Origin of the sequence: Pantoea sp. App145 (genome assembly GCF_047947045.1) — a bacterium.
Taxonomy (GTDB): Bacteria; Pseudomonadota; Gammaproteobacteria; order Enterobacterales; family Enterobacteriaceae; genus Pantoea.
In genome coordinates, this window is record NZ_CP133290.1 from 4,223,352 (window position 1) to 4,244,628 (window position 21,277).

General features: G+C 55.7%; 16 protein-coding genes. 9 read left to right on the plus strand and 7 right to left on the minus strand.

From position 1 onward, the window contains the following. The first annotated feature begins 270 nt into the window (after positions 1-270). Positions 271-579, plus strand: coding sequence for a stress response protein ElaB (gene elaB / locus RCF31_RS19570; protein WP_084876105.1), 309 nt, complete (start codon positions 271-273; stop codon positions 577-579). 134 nt (positions 580-713) lie between these two features. Beyond that, positions 714-1,910 (plus strand): nicotinamide mononucleotide deamidase-related protein YfaY, encoded by a 1,197-nt coding sequence (locus RCF31_RS19575; protein ID WP_416412026.1) that lies wholly within the window; start codon positions 714-716, stop codon positions 1,908-1,910. Between the two features lie 87 nt (positions 1,911-1,997). Here the strand turns inward: RCF31_RS19575 and yfaE are convergent, their stop codons facing one another. From yfaE to lsrR, 5 genes are all read right to left on the minus strand, one after another. Next, positions 1,998-2,258, minus strand: coding sequence for a class I ribonucleotide reductase maintenance protein YfaE (gene yfaE / locus RCF31_RS19580; RefSeq protein WP_416412027.1), 261 nt, complete (start codon positions 2,256-2,258; stop codon positions 1,998-2,000). Positions 2,259-2,260: 2 nt separating this feature from the next. After that, entirely contained in the window at positions 2,261-3,391 is a 1,131-nt protein-coding gene (gene nrdB, locus RCF31_RS19585) for a class Ia ribonucleoside-diphosphate reductase subunit beta (RefSeq protein WP_299445373.1), read from the minus strand. A 78-nt stretch (positions 3,392-3,469) separates the two neighbouring features. Further along, on the minus strand, positions 3,470-5,755 hold the full coding sequence (gene nrdA, locus RCF31_RS19590; RefSeq protein WP_299445375.1) for a class 1a ribonucleoside-diphosphate reductase subunit alpha: 2,286 nt from the start codon (positions 5,753-5,755) through the stop codon (positions 3,470-3,472). Positions 5,756-6,219: 464 nt separating this feature from the next. Further along, complete coding sequence (gene lsrK / locus RCF31_RS19595; RefSeq protein ID WP_416412028.1) at positions 6,220-7,797, minus strand: autoinducer-2 kinase; 1,578 nt, start codon at positions 7,795-7,797, stop codon at positions 6,220-6,222. 48 nt (positions 7,798-7,845) lie between these two features. Further along, entirely contained in the window at positions 7,846-8,817 is a 972-nt protein-coding gene (gene lsrR, locus RCF31_RS19600; RefSeq protein ID WP_299445379.1) for a transcriptional regulator LsrR, read from the minus strand. A gap of 217 nt (positions 8,818-9,034) precedes the next feature. Between lsrR and lsrA the strand changes: the two genes are divergently transcribed. Genes lsrA through lsrG form a run of 5 tightly spaced genes read left to right on the plus strand, consistent with a single transcriptional unit; the run spans position 9,035 to position 13,941 of the window. After that, positions 9,035-10,570, plus strand: a complete 1,536-nt coding sequence (lsrA, locus tag RCF31_RS19605) for an autoinducer 2 ABC transporter ATP-binding protein LsrA (protein WP_416413299.1) — start codon at positions 9,035-9,037, stop codon at positions 10,568-10,570. After that, complete coding sequence (lsrC, locus tag RCF31_RS19610) at positions 10,570-11,613, plus strand: autoinducer 2 ABC transporter permease LsrC (RefSeq protein WP_416412029.1); 1,044 nt, start codon at positions 10,570-10,572, stop codon at positions 11,611-11,613. The genes lsrA and lsrC overlap by 1 nt, the downstream gene beginning before the upstream one ends. Then, complete coding sequence (gene lsrD / locus RCF31_RS19615; protein WP_416412030.1) at positions 11,610-12,623, plus strand: autoinducer 2 ABC transporter permease LsrD; 1,014 nt, start codon at positions 11,610-11,612, stop codon at positions 12,621-12,623. The genes lsrC and lsrD overlap by 4 nt, the downstream gene beginning before the upstream one ends. 5 nt (positions 12,624-12,628) lie before the next feature. After that, positions 12,629-13,636, plus strand: coding sequence for an autoinducer 2 ABC transporter substrate-binding protein LsrB (lsrB, locus tag RCF31_RS19620; protein WP_416412031.1), 1,008 nt, complete (start codon positions 12,629-12,631; stop codon positions 13,634-13,636). Positions 13,637-13,647: 11 nt separating this feature from the next. Next, entirely contained in the window at positions 13,648-13,941 is a 294-nt protein-coding gene (gene lsrG / locus RCF31_RS19625) for a (4S)-4-hydroxy-5-phosphonooxypentane-2,3-dione isomerase (RefSeq protein ID WP_416412032.1), read from the plus strand. 79 nt (positions 13,942-14,020) lie between these two features. On the opposite strand, the gene ubiG is transcribed toward lsrG, so the two are convergent. Continuing rightward, positions 14,021-14,746, minus strand: a complete 726-nt coding sequence (gene ubiG, locus RCF31_RS19630; protein WP_416412033.1) for a bifunctional 2-polyprenyl-6-hydroxyphenol methylase/3-demethylubiquinol 3-O-methyltransferase UbiG — start codon at positions 14,744-14,746, stop codon at positions 14,021-14,023. Between the two features lie 177 nt (positions 14,747-14,923). Here ubiG and gyrA point away from each other — a divergent pair, with 177 nt between their 5' ends. After that, entirely contained in the window at positions 14,924-17,563 is a 2,640-nt protein-coding gene (gene gyrA, locus RCF31_RS19635) for a DNA topoisomerase (ATP-hydrolyzing) subunit A (RefSeq protein ID WP_299445391.1), read from the plus strand. Positions 17,564-17,730: 167 nt separating this feature from the next. Next, positions 17,731-20,583: a two-component system sensor histidine kinase RcsC gene (gene rcsC, locus RCF31_RS19640; protein WP_416412034.1), complete on the plus strand. Its 2,853-nt coding sequence runs from the start codon at positions 17,731-17,733 to the stop codon at positions 20,581-20,583. A gap of 43 nt (positions 20,584-20,626) precedes the next feature. On the opposite strand, the gene rcsB is transcribed toward rcsC, so the two are convergent. Further along, positions 20,627-21,277, minus strand: a complete 651-nt coding sequence (rcsB, locus tag RCF31_RS19645; protein WP_013509853.1) for a response regulator transcription factor RcsB — start codon at positions 21,275-21,277, stop codon at positions 20,627-20,629.

The following is a 21,277-nucleotide window of genomic DNA, read 5'->3' on the forward strand; positions in this document are numbered from 1 at the left end:
GAAATCTAATCCTTAGCTGCTCGGGTTTAAGGTGACTGCCGTGCATCATGCACACATTTCAGACCTGATAGCTTCAGGCTACAGGGGGATACGACAGTCGCCGAATGAAAAAATTCAGTCCGAAGAAATTTATCAGATTAATCAGGGAAGCGAAGCAGATTTCAGATCTTTACGCTTTAGCGACGAAACTCGGGCGATTCCTGGCCGCTTCTGGTTTTTAGTGACTATAGTTAACCGACAGGTAAGTTAAATACATGGAGGAACTGCGTAATGTCATCTTCAGATCAATTTGAAAGCCGTCTTGATGACGATCTGGCCTTGCTGACCGAAACGCTGGAAGAAGTGCTGCGTTCGTCAGGTGACCCGGCCGATCAAAAGTATATCGAACTGAAAACCAAAGCGGAGCAGGCGCTGGAAGAGGTGAAATCACGTGTCAGCCAGGCCTCTGACAGCTACTACTATCGGGCAAAAAAAGCCGCTTATCGTGCCGATGATTATGTGCACGATAAACCCTGGCAGGGAATTGGCATCGGTGCCGCCGCCGGGCTGTTCTTAGGGTTGCTGCTAGCCCGCCGTTAATGCTTTTCCGGGCGTGAATTCTTCGCGCCCATTCATCCTGTCTTACTGAAAATCCTCCGCTTCCGCACCCACAGTGATTGTGTTTCTCTCGCCTGGTTCCTACAGTAAAGCGACAGGGAATAAGGAGAATAAACGTGATACGAGTTGAAATGCTCTCAACGGGCGATGAAGTGTTACATGGGCAGATTGTGGATACCAACGCTGCCTGGCTGGCTGATGTGTTGTTTCAGCACGGTTTGCCGATGACCAGCCGCAGCACGGTAGGGGATGCTCTGCCATCGCTGGTGGAGGCGCTCCAGAGCCGTAGCCAGATTGCCGATGTGTTGATTGTCAATGGCGGCCTTGGTCCCACCAGTGACGATCTCAGCGCCCTCGCGGCAGCCACGGCCAGCGACAGCCATTTGGTGCTGCATCAGGAATGGCTGGAGAAAATGGAGGCCTGGTTTGCCGGACGTGGGCGCATCATGGCACCGAGCAACCGTAAGCAGGCAGAAATTCCCGCCAACGCCGAATTGATTGATAACCCGGTAGGCACCGCCTGTGGTTTTGCACTGCAACTCAATCGTTGCTGGATCTTCTTCACCCCGGGCGTACCCTCCGAATTTAAAGTGATGGTCGAGCAGGAGATCCTGCCGCGTCTGAAAGCTCGCTTTGAATTGCCGGAGCCACCCTTGTGCCTGCGTCTGACTACCTTTGGTCGCGGCGAAAGCGATTTAGCGGCGGAACTGGAGCCGTTGCCGTTACCGGATGGCGTGGTGATGGGGTATCGCTCCTCAATGCCGATTATTGAAATCAAACTCACCGGCCCGGCCAGCCAGCGTGTGGCGATGGAGCAGGTGTGGCAACAGGTCAAACTGCAACTGGCAGAATGCACCATTTTTCATGGCACCGAAGGGTTACCGGCATTGCTGGCGCGTGAGCTGGCAGCGCGTGAGTTGACGCTGGCGATCAGCGAATCGTACACCGCTGGCTTGTTGCAGTGGCAGCTGGCTTCTGCTGAGGTGCCGTTACGTGCCGGTAATGTGTTGCCATCGCTGCCGGAAACGCTGGAGCAGCAGGTGCAGCGCATCCGTGATTTCGCCGGGGAGCAGCTGGCCGATGTGGCGCTGGCCGTGGGCACTTTGCATGAAGGGGAGGTGTCGATTGCGCTGCACACCCCGCAAGCCAGCTGGGGTCAGCGGGTGAAATTCAACCATGGGCGGCATAACCTGGAGATTCGCCAGAAGGTGGTGGCGATGATGGCAATGAATATGCTGCGCCGCTGGCTGCATGGCAGTGAAGTCAGCACCGGACACGGTTGGATTGATGTGCTGGAAACGGTGAAGATTTAAATGGTCTCGTAGCGGCGTGATTTATCGCGCAATGACGTGCGCTGTGACGGGGAAAACCCGCGCGATAAATCACGCCGCTACAGGGGGTTACAACTCGATCTCAATCTCGCCTTTGGCTTTACAACAGCAGGGCAAAAACTCGCCCTGCTGAATAAATGCCAGCGGTGCCTCGGCGTACTGCACTTCACCCTTCAGCAAACGCATCCGGCAGGATCCGCAGTAGCCTTCGCGACACTGGAATTCAACGCACAAGTTATGCGCTTCGAGCGTGGCGAGCAGGTTGGGATGTTCTTCTGCGCACTCCAGCCGGGTGCCGGAGCTGCGCAGAATGACGACAGAACGGCTCATACTTACAGCTGGAAGTCGTTAAAGTCGTCTTCGCCCACTTCAGAGTCGATCTGACCCACCAGATAAGAGCTGACTTCCACTTCCTGCGGTGCAACCTGCACGTTATCAGACACCAGCCAGCTGTTGATCCACGGAATCGGGTTGGAGCGGGTCTGGAAAGGCAGATCAAGACCGACCGCCTGCATACGAATATTGGTGATGTATTCGATGTACTGGCACAGAATGTCTTTGTTCAGGCCGATCATCGAGCCGCCGCTGAACAGATATTCTGCCCACTCTTTTTCCTGCTCGGCTGCTTTCTTGAACAGGTCGTAACATTCGTCACGGCACTCTGCGGCAATCTCTTTCATTTCCGGATCGTCTTCACCGCTGCGCATCAGGTTCAGCATATGCTGAGTCCCGGTCAGGTGCAGTGCTTCATCACGGGCAATCAGGCGGATGATTTTGGCGTTACCTTCCATCAGCTCGCGCTCAGCAAACGCAAAGGAGCAGGCAAAGCTAACGTAGAAGCGAATCGCTTCCAGTGCGTTCACGCTCATCAGGCAGATGTAGAGTTGCTTCTTCAGCGCACGCAGATCAACGGTCACGGTTTTACCCGCCACCTGATGAGTGCCTTCACCCAGCAGATGCCAGTAGTTGGTCATCTCAATCAGGTCATCGTAGTACTTAGAGATATCCTGCGCACGGGCGAGGATCTGCTCGTTAGTGACGATGTCATCAAACACCAGCGCCGGATCGTTAACGATGTTGCGGATGATGTGGGTATAGGAGCGCGAGTGGATGGTCTCGGAGAACGCCCAGGTTTCGATCCAGGTTTCCAGTTCCGGGATCGAGATCAGCGGCAGCAGTGCCACGTTCGGGCTACGACCCTGAATCGAATCCAGCAGCGTCTGATATTTCAGGTTGCTGATAAAAATGTGTTTCTCGTGTTCCGGCAGCGCCTGATAGTCGATGCGATCGCGGGAAACGTCCACTTCTTCCGGACGCCAGAAGAAGGAGAGTTGCTTCTCGATCAGCTTTTCGAAGATGTCATATTTCTGCTGATCGAAACGGGCAACGTTGACTGACTGACCGAAAAACATCGGCTCTTTCAGCTGGTCATTCTTGGTTTGCGAGAATGTGGTGTAAGCCATAGGGATGTCCAAATGTGAACGGGCCGACAGTTGTCGACCCCGAAACAGGAGGGCGGAGCCGCGTGCTCCGCCCTTTAATTAAATCTTACAAGCGCCGCTTTCGCAGCCGTCATCCTGAATGGAAGGGGCCAGATCGTCCTGCGCATCCTCAGCACCGTCACGGGTGTTTTGGTAGTACAGGGTTTTCACGCCAAACTTGTAAGCGGTCAGCAGATCTTTCAGCAACTGCTTCATCGGCACTTTGCCGTTCGCAAAGCGGTTCGGATCGTAGTTGGTGTTCGACGAAATCGCCTGGTCGATAAACTTCTGCATCACGCCAACCAGCTGTAAATAGCCGTCGTTGGAAGGCATTTCCCACAGCAGTTCGTACTGATCTTTCAGACGCTCATACTCCGGCACCACCTGGCGCAGGATGCCATCTTTCGAGGCTTTGATGCTGATATGACCGCGCGGCGGTTCGATACCGTTGGTGGCGTTCGAAATCTGCGAGGAGGTCTCAGATGGCATCAGCGCGGACAACGTGGAGTTACGCAGGCCGTGGGTTTTGATCGACTCACGCAGCGTTTCCCAGTCGAGATGCAGCGGCTCGTTGCAGATACTGTCGAGATCCTTTTTATAGGTATCGGTCGGCAGAATGCCCTGCGCATAGGTGGTTTCATTGAACCACGGGCAGGCACCTTGCTCTTTCGCCAGCTCGTTAGACGCCTTCAGCAGATAGTACTGAATGGCTTCGAAGGTTCTGTGCGTCAGGTTGTTGGCGCTGCCATCGGAGTAACGAACACCGTTTTTCGCCAGGTAGTAAGCGAAGTTAATCACACCAATACCCAGGGTACGACGTCCCATAGCGCCACGTTTAGCGGCCGGGATCGGGTAATCCTGGTAGTCGAGCAGGGCATCCAGGGCGCGTACGGCCAGGGTCGCCAGTTCTTCCAAATCGTCGAGGCTTTCGATTGCACCGAGGTTGAACGCAGACAGCGTACACAGGGCGATTTCACCGTTTTCGTCGTTGACGTCATCCAGCGGCTTGGTCGGCAGGGCGATTTCCAGGCACAGGTTAGACTGACGCACCGGCGCGATAGCCGGATCAAACGGGCTGTGGGTGTTGCAGTGGTCAACGTTCTGAATGTAGATACGGCCGGTTGAAGCACGTTCCTGCATCATCAGAGAGAACAGATCGACCGCCTTCACGCGCTGTTTACGGATGCTGTCGTCTTTCTCGTAAGTGGTGTACAGACGCTCAAATTCATCCTGATCGGCGAAGAACGCATCATACAGGCCAGGCACGTCAGACGGGCTGAACAGGGTGATCTCTTCACCTTTGAGCAGACGCTGGTACATCAGCTTGTTGATCTGCACACCGTAGTCCATATGACGGACGCGGTTGCCTTCGACGCCACGGTTGTTTTTCAACACCAGCAGGCTTTCAACTTCCAGATGCCACATCGGGTAGAACAGGGTCGCTGCACCACCGCGCACGCCACCCTGCGAGCAGGATTTGACCGCAGTCTGGAAATGTTTGTAGAACGGGATACAACCGGTGTGGAACGCTTCACCGCCGCGAATCGGGCTGCCCAGCGCACGGATGCGACCGGCATTGATACCGATACCGGCACGTTGGGAAACGTATTTCACAATGGCGCTGGAAGTGGCGTTGATGGAATCCAGGCTGTCGCCACATTCGATCAATACGCAGGAGCTGAACTGACGCGTCGGAGTACGGACGCCGGACATAATTGGCGTCGGCAGCGAAATCTTGAAGGTAGAGACCGCGTCATAGAAACGCTTGACGTAATCCATGCGTGTGTCACGCGGATAGCCGGAGAACAGGCAGGCAGCCACCAGAATATACAGGAACTGCGCGCTCTCGTAGATTTCACCGGTCACACGGTTCTGTGCCAGGTATTTACCTTCCAGCTGCTTCACTGCGGCGTAGGAAAAGTTCATGTCGCGCCAGTGGTCAATAAAGCCGTCCATCTGCTCGAATTCTTCTTTGCTGTAGTCTTCCAGCAGATGGCGATCGTATTTGCCCATCTCGACCATTTTGACTACCTGGTCGAACAGCGTCGGCGGCTCAAACTGGCCGTAGGCTTTTTTACGCAGATGGAAAATCGCCAGGCGTGCGGCGAGGTACTGGTAATCCGGGGCATCGCGAGAAATAAGGTCTGCAGCGGCCTTGATGATGGTCTCATGGATGTCGGAGGTCCGAATCCCATCATAGAACTGAATGTGAGAACGCAGTTCAACCTGTGACACTGAAACGTTGTTCAGCCCTTCGGCTGCCCAGTCCAGTACACGGTGAATTTTGTCGAGATCAATGCGCTCCTGGCGGCCATCGCGTTTAGTAACGAGCAGACTTTGGTTCATGTCGCGTTTTTACCTTTGCGTGAGTATCCAAAAATTAAAAGAAATCCCGGTTTATGCACAGCATATTCATTGTGAATAATGTTGTGGATAAACACTATATCTAGGGGGTGAAGGGTAAAACCATAACAACATGGAGGCATATTTTAGTATTTTAGCGCGGGTTAACAAGAGGAAAAAATGATGTTTGCAGGGGTTGTAATTTTTGCGAAATTTCTTAGGCCTTGTCTTATAAGGCCCGACATCATGTCAACCGGAATGCAGATTTTTTTCAGAACTTGATCGAGCGCGTATTTCTTATTCAATCCACTCCGCCAACTCAAATTTCTGGTGAAAAAATGGCAGGATAAGCTACACAGATACGGATTTTTCCGAGTTCACTGATGAATTATTTATGACGTTCGGATGCGGCCTGCGCGATAAACCGCGCCGCTACGGGTATGCATCCCTCTGTAGCGGCGCGATTTTTACAGCCCTGGCGCCTTCCACATTGACGTGGTCAGCCCGTTATCCACCAGTGTCAGCTGGTCAGCGTAGACTTTTTGCCAGACGGCTTTTTGTTGCTGGTAGAGCGCATGATGAGCGGCATCGGGGTGAAATTCCCGTTCCCAGCGCACCAGGTCGCGTCCGGTCTCCGCCAGGTTGCTGTAGAGTCCGGCAGCAACCCCCGCCGCAATGGCGCAGCCCAGCGCGGTCGCTTCTTTTACCTGCGGCACTTTTACCGTCAGACCGGTCACGTCACTTAAGATTTGGCTCCACAGCTTCCCTTTGGATCCGCCGCCAGCGAACACCAGATGCGATGCCCGCACGCCGGAAAATTCTGCCACCTGATCAAGATTGCAGGCTGAAACAATGGCGGCGTTTTCCTCCAGCGCGCGGAACAGGGTTTGCTTATTGCAACGTTCCGGGTCGATGGAGAGATTAATGAACGACGGAGCGGCGTGATACCACTTATTAAAGTGCATCGCGTCAGAGAATACCGGCATTACCCCCCAGGCACCGGCCGGAACGCGGGCGGCCATCTCCTCCAGCAGGCTATAGCAATCAACCCCCAGCCGTTCCGCCAGCAGTTTCTCCTCACTGCAAAAGGCATCACGGAACCAGCGCATGGTCAGGCCGGTAAAAAAGCTGATGGCTTCCGCCTGCGCCATGCCGGGAATGACGTGCGGATTGATACGAATATTCATCGCCGGATCGACCTGCGGCTGTGGCAGATTCACCACCTGCTGCCAGAATGTGCCACCCAGCACCGCTGTCTCTCCGGCCCTGACCACCCCCAGCCCCAGCGTGCCCAACTGGACATCGCCACCGCCCATCGCCACCACTGTGCCTTGTGCCAGGCCACAGGCATTGGCTGCGTCGGCAGTGACGTACCCGAGCGGGGTACCGGTTTCCGCCACGGGCGACAGCATATTGCCGCGTAAACCGGCCATCTCCAGCAGTTCCGGCCGCCAGTTGCGGCTGCGTAAATCGAGCAGCCCGGTTGTTCCGGCATTGGAAGGATCAACCGCCAGCTCGCCACTGAGGCATTTTGCCAGCCAGTCGCTGATCATGGTCAGGGTGGCGGCCTGGCGATAGATATCCGGACGGTGATGCGCCAGCCACAGCAGGCGCGGCATCGCACCCAGCGCCAGGGTTTGTCCGGAGCACTGGTAGATTTCGCGTTCAAACTCGCCGTGATGGATTTCTTTGAGTTCGCTGACTTCACGACTGGCGCGGGCATCAACGTTGGCACAGGCCCAGATCGCCTCACCGGCCTTGTTATACAACACGATACCTTCACGCATCGAACAACAGGCTACGCCACGGATGGCGCTGGCGGGGAGCTGCGCCTGTTGCAGCGCCTGGCGAATGCACTGGCAGGCCAGTTGCCAGTTTTTACTCAGGTCAAATTCCATCGAACCGGGCACATTGGGTATGGCCAGGTGCTGCCATTCGGCCTGGGCGACGGCAATTTGCTCACCTTGCAGGTTAAAAATCACCGCGCGAATGCTGCCGGTGCCGGCGTCGAGCGCCATTAAATGCGGGGCATGGGATAGCGTCATCTCAGTAACTCCTGCAAAAAATCTGACCGGATCGACCCCGCCGCAGGGCTACTGCAATAACGCCAACATCGCGCGGGCTGTGTCCTCTTCTGTTACCAGGGCATTAATGCGCGCCCCCTTCAGGGCGGCAATGATGGCTTCTGCTTTTTCGGTGCCGCCTGCCACGCCTACCACGACAGGTATCGTCGCCAGCTCGGCAGGACTGACGGCAATCAGTTCATCATGGATTGGCATGGACTCAGCCAGTTGTCCATCGGGACGCATAAAGAAGCCGAGAATGTCACCCACCGCGCCTTTGCGGCCATACATCAGCTGTTCTCCTTCGCTGATATAACCCGAGCGTAAAATGGTGGCCTGCTGCTTTTGGCTGAGCGCACCGATGCCGACAATCGCCACATCGGCGGCGCAGGCGGTGAGCATCACGTCCTGTACACTGCGTTCCTGACGCAGGATTTGCGCCACGCTGGCGCTGGAAGCGCGCAGCGGGGCCGGAATAATGCTGATACCACAGGCCGGATCAAGCTGGCCTATGCCGGTCATATACGGCCCGACGCCGCCCGAGAGAGTCACCATGCGGATCTGCTGCGAAGCGATAAAGCCGCTCAGATGTTGCAGGGTGTTCATGCTGGTTTCGCCAAACCCCACCCCCAACAACTGTTGCGGCTGGAGTAACGACATCAGCATCTGGGCGGCACCCACCCCCAGCCGCTGGCTAAGATTCGGGCCGTGAAGCTGCGGCAGCACCCGTACCTGCTTCAGACTGAAGCGTTCGAGCAGGGCATGTTCCAGTGCCAGGCATCCCTCAAAACGCGAATTAATCTGTACGCGGATCACTCCTGACTGGCGTCCTTTCTCCAGCAGGCGTGACACTTTCAGGCGAGTCAGACCAAGTCGCTCACCAATTTCATTCTGTGTCAGTCCGTCGTGGTAATAGAACCAGGCGGTACGCGCCAGTAGCTCTTCTTCACTCATACTGTTTTCCACAGTGAGACCCGTTGCCGGGCTAAGATCGCTTTTCATGATGAACACTTTATAAAAAGTAAATCAATTGTTCGTTTTGGTTGTTGAAGAAAATGTGACCGTGCTGGCAGTTCGCACAACAAGTCAGCCACAATCATACGCGCCATGCTGGCGAAATAACAATCTGTGACCGCTGCGAGAGTTTTATCGAAAAAGCTTATCCAGGATTGTGAACATAATGTTATTTAAAAATCATTTGTTCTTATCGGGAGCGGCAATGGTGCAGGATCAGGTCAATCGGCAATCCAGTTTGCTGTTACACATCACTGCGGTCTGTAAGGCGTTTTCCGGTGTGCCGGTGCTACGTGGCATCGATTTTCAACTGCATGCGGGGCAGATTCACGCCTTGCTCGGTGGCAACGGCGCAGGCAAATCAACGCTGATGAAAATCATTGCCGGTATCGAGCAACCGGATAGCGGCACGCTTACCCTCGCTAATCAGCCCCTGACGTTAATGACCCCGGCCAAAGCACATCAGTGTGGTATCTACCTGGTGCCACAGGAGCCATTGTTGTTCCCCAGCCTGACGGTGCGCGAGAACATCCTGTTTCGCCTGCCGAGCGCTCAGGCGGATAACCAAAAACTGCAAACCTTACTCAGCCAGATGGGCAGCGCGCTGCCGCTGGACGCACTGGCCGGTACCCTGGCGGTGGCTGACCAGCAACAGGTGGAGATTCTGCGTGGCCTGATGCGCGACGCCAGAGTGGTGATTTTCGATGAGCCAACCGCGTCATTAACCCCGGTGGAAACCGATCGCCTGTTCCGTCTGGTGCGCCAGCTGGCCGGGCAGGGCGTGGGAGTGGTGTTCATTTCCCATAAGCTGCCGGAAATTCGGGCGCTGGCGCATCAGGTCAGCGTGATGCGCGACGGTTGCGTGGTGTTACAGGGCAGCATTGATGCGCTGGATGATGACGCGCTGGTGGCAGCAATGATGCCGCCCGAACGACAAGCCCCACTGAGCGCTGAGCAGCAGCTGTGGTTACAGGCGGGTAACGTGCCTGCGGAGCAAAAAGGCCAGGTGCTATTGCAGGTTGATGAGTTGAGTGGTGAAGGTTTTCGTCAGATTTCGTTGCAGGTGAAAGCGGGAGAGATCCTCGGTCTGGCGGGCATTGTCGGGGCCGGGCGTACCGAACTGGCGGAAACGCTGTACGGATTACGCACCGCCAGCAGCGGCACGGTCCGTTTGCAGCAGCAGGATCTGTTGTCGCTGCCGACAGCAGCGCGTCTGCGCGCCGGGCTGGTTTATCTGCCGGAAGACCGGCAAACCTCCGGCCTCTATCCGGATGCACCGCTGGCGTGGAACGTCACCGCATTAACGCTGCCACGGCGCAGCTGGTGGCTGCGGCTCCGGCAGGAGAGGGCGGTGCTGACACGCTACCAGCGCGCACTGGGGATCAAATTCAATCACAACGACCAGCTGGCGCGCACGCTTTCCGGGGGGAATCAGCAAAAGTTATTGCTGGCAAATTGCCTTGAGGCGATGCCGAAAGTCCTGATCGTCGATGAACCGACGCGCGGGGTGGATGTGTCCGCTCGCGCTGATATCTATCAGTTGTTGCGATCGGTGGTGGCGCAGCAGATCGGTCTGATCATTATCTCTTCGGATCTGGATGAGGTCGCGCTGCTGGCGGATCGCGTGGTGGTGATGCACCAGGGCGCACTGGTGGGCGAATTATCCGGGGCGACGGTCAGTGCGGAACATATCATTCAGATGGCCTGGGGACGTAGCGCTCAGGTAGCAGGAGAATACTGATGCTGAAATACCTGCAAACCCACCGGGAGCTGAGCACCCTGCTGGCGATCCTGCTGTTGTTTATGCTGCCCTGGCTGCTGGATCGTCAGAACGTTAGCCTGCAATTAGTGGGGATGATTTTTGGCAGTGCGCAGATCGCCATTCTGCTGGCGATGGGTGCCACGCTGGTGCTGCTGACGCGCAATATTGATGTGTCCTGCGGTTCCACCATGGGGCTGTGTGCTGCGGTGTTGGGCGTTCTGTTGAATCAGGGAGTAGCACTGCCGCTGGCCTGTCTGGCGACGCTGGGCACCGGTATGTTAGCCGGATTGTTTAATGGTGTACTGGTCACCGGGCTGCGTATTCCGGCGATTGTCGCCACCCTGGGCACTCTCGGGCTTTATCGCGGCCTGATGCTGTTGCTGACCGGTGGCAAATGGATCGAAGGGTTGCCGGAGCAGCTGAAAACCCTGGCCGCGCCGGTAGTGGCGGGGCTGTCACCGTTGGGCATCATGATTTTGCTTATCGCGCTGGCGATGATGTTGTTCCTCGCGCGGACCGCTGCCGGTCGCAACTTTTATGCCACCGGTGATAATTTGCAGGGCGCGCGCCAGCTGGGCGTGCCGGTCAATCAGGTGCGTTTACTGGCTTTCACTGCCAACGGCGCGCTGGCGGCGTTGGCCGGGATGGTGTTTGCTGCGCAAATTGGTTTTGTGCCCAATCAAACTGGCACCGGGATGGAGATGAAAGCCATCGCAGCCTGTGTGCTGGGCGGTGTCAGTTTACTGGGCGGTTCCGGCACCCTGCTGGGGGCGATACTCGGTGCCTGGTTCCTGACGCAAATCGATAGTGTGCTGGTGCTGCTCAGGCTACCGGCATGGTGGAATGATTTTATCTCGGGACTGGTGCTGCTGGCGGTGCTGGTGGTTGACGGACGGTTACGCCAGGCGCTGACCCGACGTCTGCATCGGCAAAAGTACGCCCGTTTTTTATCCCCTCCGGCACGAAAAAAAACCGTTAAACCACCGCCGACAGCGGCCTCGCGCCGGGGAGCGACCGAATGAAGCGCTATCTGAACTGGGAAGGCGCGCTGGCGCTGCTGCTGGTGCTGGAAATCCTGCTGTTTGGCTGGGGTAATCCACGCATGCTGAACATCGACACCCTGCTATTCAGCACCAGCGATTTTATCACCGTCGGCATTGTCGCCTTGCCGCTGACGCTGGTGATTGTCAGTGGCGGTATCGACATCTCCTTTGCTGCGGTGACCGGCTTATGTGCCATCGCGCTGGGTATCATGCTGCAAAGTCACTGGCCGTTGGCGGTTGCTTTGCTGTGTACGCTGTTGCTGGGCAGCTTGTGTGGCTGGCTCAATGGCGCGCTCATCCTCTGGACCGGCGTGAACCCGCTGGTGATCACCCTGGGCACGCTTTATCTCTACGGTGGCGGAGCGCTGCTGCTTTCCGGGCTGGCTGGAGCGACCGGCTTTGAGGGGATCGGGGATTTTCCGGCGACCTTTACCGATTTAGCCAATCTCACCCCGCTTGGCATCCCGATGCCGCTGCTGTTGTTTACGTTGCTTTGCCTGCTGTTCTGGCTGCTGATGCACCGGACGCGTACCGGACGCTATGTGTTTTTGCTCGGCCAGAATCTGCGTGCGGCGCGCTATGGCGCGTTGCCGGTCAACCGCACGTTGCTGCTGCTATACAGCCTGGTCGGGCTGGCATCGGCGCTGGCGGCGGCGGTGATGAGCGCGTACTTCGGCTCGGCGCGTGCCGACCTCGGTGCGCCGCTGTTAATGCCTGCGATCACGGCGGTGGTGCTGGGTGGTGCCAATATTTACGGTGGGGCGGGTTCGGTGCTGGGCACCGCGCTGGCCACGCTGGTCATCGGCTTTTTGCAGCAGGGTTTGCAAATGGTGGGAGTGTCGAGTCAGGTCAGTAGCGCGCTTTCTGGCGCACTGCTGATTCTTGCGGTGATCGGACGCTCCTGGAGCCTGAATCCAGGCATTGTGCGCCAGCTTAGCCGGCGTTTGCGTGCGCGATTCACGCGCGATCGCGCATCTTACCAGGAGTAAAAATCATGAAAATGCAGCGGTTATCTCTGGCCCTGTGCTGTGTACTCGGTGCCAGTCTGAGCGTTCAGGCAGCCGAACGGATCGCCTTTATCCCCAAGCTAGTGGGGGTAGGGTATTTCACCAGCGGCGGCAAAGGGGCCACCGAGGCCGGAAATGCACTCGGCGTTGATGTGACCTATGATGGCCCCACCGAGCCGAGCGTTTCCGGCCAGGTGCAGATGATCAATAACTTTGTTAATCAGGGTTATAACGCCATCGTAGTGGCCGCAGTTTCGCCAGACGGCCTGTGCCCGGCGTTGAAACGCGCGATGCAACGCGGTGTGAAGGTGCTGACCTGGGACTCCGACACCAAACCGGAATGCCGCTCGATTTATATCAATCAGGGCACCCCTGCGCAGCTGGGTGGCATGCTGGTGGATATGGCTGCCAGCCAGGTGAAAAAGGATAAAGCCAAGGTCGCGTTCTTCTATTCCAGCCCGACGGTGACCGATCAGAATCAATGGGTAAAAGAAGCGAAAGCGAAGATCGCCAAAGATCACCCTAACTGGGAGATTGTCACCACCCAGTATGGCTATAACGATGCCACCAAATCGTTGCAGACGGCGGAGGGCATCCTGAAATCCTGGAGCGATCTGGATGCGATCATCGCCCCGGATGCCAATGCGTTACCGGCCGCGGCTCAGGCGGCGGAAAACCTTGGGCGTAAAGATGTCACCATTGTTGGCTTTAGCACCCCGAACGTGATGCGACCCTATGTTAAGCGCGGCACGGTGCAGCAATTCGGCCTGTGGGATGTGGTGAAGCAGGGCCGGATTTCGATTGCGGTGGCGAATCAGTTGCTGAAAGGCGATCTCAATCCTGGAGACAGTTTACAGGTACCGGATGTGGGCAAAGTGACGGTCTCCGACAACAGCGTGCAGGGCTACAATTATGAAGCCAAAGGCAACGGTATCGTGCTGCTGCCTGAGCGCGTGGTGTTTACCAAAGACAACATCGACAACTACGATTTTTAAGGAGAACGTGAATGGAAGTCACTCTGGTGGAGATCAACGTAAAAGCCGACTGTATCGACGAATTTTTACGAGTATTCCATGCAAATCATCTAGGGGCGGTACAGGAACCCGGCAACCTGCGTTTTGATGTTTTGCAGGACAGCAACGTGCCGACGCGTTTTTTTATTTATGAAGCTTATGCGGATGAGGCGGCGGTGCTGGCCCATAAAAAAACACCGCATTATCTGGCTTGTGTGGAGGCGCTCGAGGCGCTGATGACCGAACCAAGAAAGAAAACGGTGTTTAAGGGGATATTCCCGGAGTAGTTTGTCTTCCGCGCGATAAATCGCGCCGCTACGGGACTGAGCACAAATTGTAGCGGCGCGATTCATCGCGCAAGATGCCTTACATCTGACGATGCGTATGCACCATATAATTCACATCCACACCACGACCCAACCGGAACTGATTCGTCAGCGGATTGTAGTGCAAACCAATCATCCCCTGCTCACGCAGCGGGGTTTCATCCACCCAGTTCAGCAACTCCGCCGGACGGATAAACTTCTTCACGTCATGCGTGCCGCGCGGCACCATGCGCATCACATATTCGGCACCAAACACTGCCAGCAGCCAGGCTTTCGGGTTGCGGTTGATGGTGGAGAAAAAGACTTCGCCGCCAGGTTTCACCAGCTGCGCACAAGCCAGCACCACCGAACGTGGGTCCGGCACGTGCTCCAGCATCTCCATGCAGGTGACCACGTCATATTGGCCCGCATGGCTGAGGGCATGATCTTCCACCGTTTGCTGCACGTAGTTGACGTTGATACCGCTCTCCAGCGCATGCAGACGCGCCACTTCCAGCGGTTCAGCACCCATATCTAACCCGGTGACTTCTGCGCCTTCGCGCGCCATGCTTTCCGCCAGAATGCCGCCGCCGCAGCCTACATCCAGCACCTTCTTGCCAAACAAACCATTGCTGTGCTGGGCAATCCAGCCAAGACGCAGGGGATTAATGCGGTGTAACGGCTTAAATTCACCCTCTAAATCCCACCAGCGCGATGCGACTGCCTCAAACTTGGCAATTTCGTTATGATCGACGTTCTGGCGGCTTTCCTGCGGTTGTTCATTCATTGAATCATGACTCCTGACAAAATGTGGCTTCAGTATAAACGCTTAAGCGCGGCCTGCGCACCTCTCAGAACAAAGGAAAAGCCGGATTAAACCGCGCTTAACATTCACCCCATGTAAGCAATGTGATATACTTTCGCACCTTTGAATTCCGGGATTATGTAGAGGGATAGCGGCTCCATGAGCGACCTTGCGAGAGAAATTACACCGGTCAATATCGAAGAAGAGTTGAAAAACTCGTATCTCGATTACGCCATGTCGGTCATCGTTGGCCGAGCCTTACCCGACGTCCGTGATGGCCTGAAGCCAGTGCACCGCCGTGTGCTTTTTGCCATGAGCGAACTGGGTAACGACTGGAACAAACCCTATAAAAAATCCGCCCGTGTGGTCGGTGACGTTATCGGTAAATATCACCCGCACGGTGATTCTGCCGTTTATGACACCATCGTTCGTATGGCCCAGCCTTTCTCCCTGCGTTACATGTTGGTAGACGGTCAAGGCAACTTCGGCTCCATCGACGGCGACTCCGCCGCAGCGATGCGTTACACCGAAGTGCGTATGGCCAAAATCGCCCACGATCTGTTAGCGGACCTGGAAAAAGAGACTGTCGATTTCGTTCCTAACTATGACGGAACCGAGCAGATTCCTGAGGTCCTGCCGACTAAAATCCCTAACCTGCTGGTTAACGGTTCTTCCGGTATCGCCGTAGGTATGGCCACCAACATTCCGCCGCACAACCTGCGCGAAGTAATTAACGGCTGCCTGGCTTATATTGATGATGAAAACATCAGCGTTGAAGGGCTGATGGAGCACATTCCGGGGCCAGATTTCCCGACCGCCGCCATCATCAATGGTCGTCGTGGTATCGAAGAAGCCTACCGTACCGGTCGCGGCAAAATCTATATTCGCGCGCGTGGCGAAGTGGAAGCTGACGCGAAAAGCGGCCGTGAAACCATCATCATTCACGAGCTGCCGTATCAGGTGAACAAAGCACGCCTGATCGAGAAGATTGCCGAGCTGGTGAAAGAGAAGCGTGTCGAAGGCATCAGCGCCCTGCGTGATGAGTCGGATAAAGACGGCATGCGCATCGTTATCGAGATCAAACGCGATGCGGTCGGTGAAGTGGTGCTGAACAACCTTTACTCGCTGACTCAGCTGCAGGTTTCTTTCGGTATCAACATGGTGGCGCTGCATCAGGGCCAGCCGAAAATTATGGCGCTGAAAGAGATCCTTGAAGCGTTCGTTCGCCATCGTCGTGAAGTGGTGACGCGTCGTACGATTTTCGAACTGCGCAAAGCGCGTGACCGTGCCCATATCCTTGAAGGTCTGGCGATTGCGCTGGCTAACATCGATCCGATTATCGAGTTGATCCGTCGCGCCCCGACGCCAGCAGAAGCGAAAGCAGGCCTGATTGCGCAGTCGTGGGATCTCGGCAATGTGGCCGCGATGCTGGAACGTGCCGGTGATGACGCTGCGCGTCCGGAGTGGCTGGAAGCCGAGTTCGGTATTCGTGACGGTCAATACTATCTGACTGAGCAGCAGGCTCAGGCCATTCTGGATCTGCGTTTGCAGAAACTGACCGGCCTGGAACACGAGAAGCTGCTCGACGAATATAAAGAACTGCTCGATCAAATCGCTGAGCTGCTGCATATCCTTGCAAGCGCAGAGCGCCTGATGGAAGTGATCCGTGAAGAACTGGAAGCGATGCGCGACCAGTTTGGCGATGAACGTCGCACTGAGATTACCGCCAACAGCGCTGACATCAACATCGAAGACCTGATTAACCAGGAAGATGTGGTCGTGACGCTGTCGCATCAGGGTTATGTCAAATACCAGCCGCTGACGGACTATGAAGCCCAGCGCCGCGGTGGTAAAGGCAAATCCGCCGCACGTATTAAAGAAGAAGACTTTATCGACCGTCTGCTGGTGGCTAACACCCACGATACGATTCTGTGCTTCTCCAGCCGTGGCCGTCTGTACTGGATGAAGGTGTATCAGCTGCCGGAAGCCAGCCGTGGCGCACGTGGTCGTCCGATCGTCAACCTGCTACCGCTGGAAGCGAACGAACGCATCACCGCCATTCTGCCGGTACGCGAGTACACCGAAGGCTTCAACATCTTTATGGCAACCGCTGACGGCACTGTGAAGAAAACCGCGTTGCAGGAATTCAGCCGTCCGCGTAGTGCTGGCATCATCGCCATCAATCTGCGTGAAGATGATGAGCTGATCGGTGTGGCGCTGACCAACGGTAGCGATGAAACCATGCTGTTCTCTGCCGCCGGTAAAGTGGTGCGCTTTGCGGAAAGTGCCGTCCGTGCGATGGGGCGTTCAGCTTCAGGCGTACGCGGTATCAAGCTGGCCGAAAGCGACAAAGTGGTATCGCTGATTGTGCCGCGTGAAGAAGGTGCCATCCTGACCGTGACGCAAAATGGTTATGGTAAACGTACCGCCAACAGCGAATACCCGACCAAATCCCGCGCGACTCAGGGTGTGATCTCCATTAAGGTCACCGAGCGTAATGGGCCGGTAGTCGGCGCGGTGCAGGTGGACGACAGCGATCAGATCATGATGATCACCGATGCCGGTACGCTGGTGCGTACTCGCGTGTCGGAAGTCAGCATCGTGGGTCGTAATACCCAGGGCGTGATTCTGATTCGTACCGCAGAAGATGAAAACGTGGTGGGTCTGCAACGTGTGGTCGAACCGGTGGAAGAGGAAGAACTCGACGCCATCGATGGTAGCGTTGCCGAAGGCGAAGAGGATATCGCGCCGGAAACAGACAACGACGACGATGCACCGGAAGCAGACGAAGAAGAGTAATCTGTCTCGGTGATAACCAACGGCAGGTCAGGGCAACCGACCTGCCGTTTCTTTTTCTGAGTTTTGGCCGGAAGCGGCGCTCCGTCTGGCTTTTTCGGGATGATAAAGCTAGTGTATGGGCATAATAATTCCCTGACCTTTACCCCTTGCCGTGAGTTGAGCCTGCATTGAAATATCTCGTCTCCTTCCGTACCACGCTCCGTATCTCGCGCTACCTGTTTCGCGCACTGGCGTTGCTGCTTTGGTCGCTGGGTGCGTTGCTGACCACCTTTTACATCATCAATGTGCTGCACGAGAAAGAGAATGCGGTTCGCCAGGAGTTTGACGCCAACTACGGTCAGGCGGAATGGTATGTCCGCCACTCGGCGGATGTGATGCGTGAACTGAAGTACATCACGGAAAACCGCCTCACCAGCAGTGCCAGTGGTCTGGATGTGCTGAACGGCATGCCCACCAGCAAAGGCACGCTGCCGCAATTCACGCCGCTGTTTTCCGACGGTGATTGCACCTCAATGAGCAGCACCTGGCGTAACTCCCTCGATTCCCTCAGTTACTACATCAATTACTGGAAAAGTAATTTTGCTTCGGCCTATGAGCTGAATCGGGTGTTCTTTATCGGCGGGGAAAATCAATGCCTGGCCGATTTCACCATTGGCAGTAATACGGTGGATCGGGATCGCAGCCTGAAAGCACTGCGCGAGCGTGTGCTGCACTATCGCAGCAGCAATGAAGACGAGCGTCGTAATCCGATGTACTGGATCACCGAAGGCACCCAGCCAGGGGTGGGCAGTTTCTATATGGTGATGCCAGTCTATGTGGCGAATAAACTGCAGGCGCTGCTCGGGGTGGAGCAAAACATTCGCCTCGATGAATTTATTCAGCCGGGTGGATTGCCGCTGGTGGCGACCATCACCGATGAGAATTACCGCCCTCTGCTGACCACACGTCGCGGTGGCCCGGGTTACTCCCTTGATGATCTGCCTGACGACAAAACCTGGTTCGGCTATCTGGACGGTTACCGTCAGCTGGTGCTGAAAAAACCGTTGCCGCCGTCTGACCTCAATATTGTCTGGTCACTTTCCACCGATGTGCTGGTTGATCAGCTGAAACTGATGCTGATTAACGCGCTGCTGCTGAATATTCTCAGCGCATTATTGCTGTTTACTCTGGCGTGGATATTTGAGCGCCGCATGTTTCTGCCTGCGGAAGATAATGCACATCGGCTGGAAGAACATGAACAGTTCAACCGTAAAATTGTGGCCTCTGCGCCGGTGGGGATTTGTATCCTGCGCACCAGTGACGGCACCAATATCCTCAGCAATGAACTGGCGCACAATTACCTGACGTTGCTTACCCAGGAAGACCGGCAGCGCCTGAACGAAATCATTGGTGGCCAGCAGGTTAACTTTGTTGATGTGCTGACGGGCAGCAATACCAACCTGCAAATCAGCTTTGTTCATTCGCGCTATCGCAATGAAAACGTGGCGATCTGCGTGCTGGTGGATGTTTCGGCGCGCGTGCGTATGGAGCAATCGTTACAGGAGATGGCGCAGGCGGCAGAGCAGGCCAGTGCGTCGAAATCGATGTTCCTCGCCACCGTCAGCCATGAATTACGTACGCCGCTGTACGGGATCATCGGTAACCTCGATCTGTTGCAGACCAAAGCGTTACCGAAAGGGGTGGATTCGCTGGTCACGGCGATGAATAACTCCTCCAGTCTGCTGCTGAAAATTATCAGCGACATTCTCGATTTCTCAAAAATTGAGTCTGAGCAGCTGAAGATTGAACCGCGTCCTTTCTCGCCGCGCGAGGTGATTAACCATATCGTCGGCAACTACCTTTCGCTGGTGGTGCGCAAACGCCTCGCGCTGTATGTGTTTATTGAAAATGATGTGCCGCTGACGCTGGATGGTGATCCGCTACGTCTGCAACAGGTCATCTCTAACCTGCTGAATAACGCCATCAAATTTACCCATACCGGGTGCATCATCCTCCATGCCTATGAGAAAGAAGGCTATCTGGCGTTTCGCGTGCGTGATACCGGCGTCGGCATTCCGGCGAAAGAGGTGACGCGGCTGTTTGACCCGTTCTTCCAGGTCGGCAGTGGCGTGCAGCGAAACTTCCAGGGAACCGGCCTCGGACTGGCGATCTGCGAAAAGCTGATCAATATGATGGATGGGGATATTGAGGTGGATTCTGAGCCGGGCATGGGCAGCCAGTTTGTGGTGCGCATCCCGATTTACGCCGGACAACAGGCTGCGCCGCCTCTGCTGGAAGGGTTGCAGGAAAAAGCGCTCTGGCTCGATCTGCGTAACGATTACCTCGCCAGCTTCCTGCTGCGCCTGCTGCAACAGCAGGGCATGCAGGTTGCCCGTTATCAGGGACAGGCCGGTAGCGACGATGTGATCATCAGCGACCATGAAGATCTGCCGTTGCAAAGCGTCAGAGCGCGTATCCGCATCAGCGGCGAACACATCGATATGCCGCAGGAGATAGCCGCAGGGCAGTGGCTGCACAGCAGTGCTACGCTGCACGAATTGCCGGTGTTGCTGGGGCGTATCTATCGCATCGCGATTGATAGCGAAACCACTACGCCGCTGGCGCTGCCGGGCGCAGTGACAGAGCAGGCCAGCTATGAAGATATTATGATCCTGATCGTCGATGACCATCCTATCAACCGTATGCTGCTATCAGAACAACTCAGTACGCTGGGTTATCAGGTGAAAACCGCTCAGGATGGTGTTGATGCGCTGAATGTCATCAGCCGTACCCACATTGATATCGTACTCAGCGACGTGAACATGCCGAATATGGATGGCTATCGTCTGACACAACGCCTGCGTCAACTGGGACATGCGTTCCCGGTGATTGGCGTGACGGCGAATGCGCTGGCCGAAGAGAAGCAGCGTTGTATGGAGTCGGGTATGGATAACTGCCTGTCCAAACCGGTGACGCTGGATGTGTTGAAAACCACGCTGGCGATCTACGCAGAGCGGGTACGGAAAACGCGGGAAGGGTAGGGATTGGCAGAACAGGCGGTGCGACGGCACCGCCTGAAAGGGGTTACTCTTTGTCGACCTGGGTGGCGCTGACGGAAGAGAGGTAGTTCAGCAGCGCGATATCGTTATCTACGCCCAGCTTCATCATCGCCGATTTCTTCTGGCTACTGATGGTTTTGATACTGCGGTTCAGCTTCTTGGCGATTTCAGTGACCAGGAAACCTTCGGCGAACAGACGCAGCACTTCACTCTCTTTCGGTGACAGACGTTTGTCACCATAACCACCCGCACTGATTTTCTCCAGCAGCTTGGCCACGCTTTCCGGCGTATATTTTTTGCCTTTCTGCAATGCTGCCAGCGCTTTTGGCAGGTCAGTCGGCGCACCCTGTTTCAGCACGATCCCTTCAATATCCAGATCCAGTACGGCACTCAGGATCGCCGGGTTATTGTTCATGGTCAGAACGATAATCGAGAGGTCCGGATAATGACGTTTGATGTATTTGATCAGGGTGATACCGTCACCATACTTCTCGCCTGGCATGGAGAGGTCAGTAATCAGGACATTGGCATCGAGTTTGGACAGGCTATTAATCAGTGCTGTTGAGTCTTCGAACTCACCTACAACGTTGACCCATTCAATCTGTTCCAGAGACTTACGGATACCAAACAGAACAATTGGATGGTCATCGGCAATAATTACATTCAGGTTATTCAT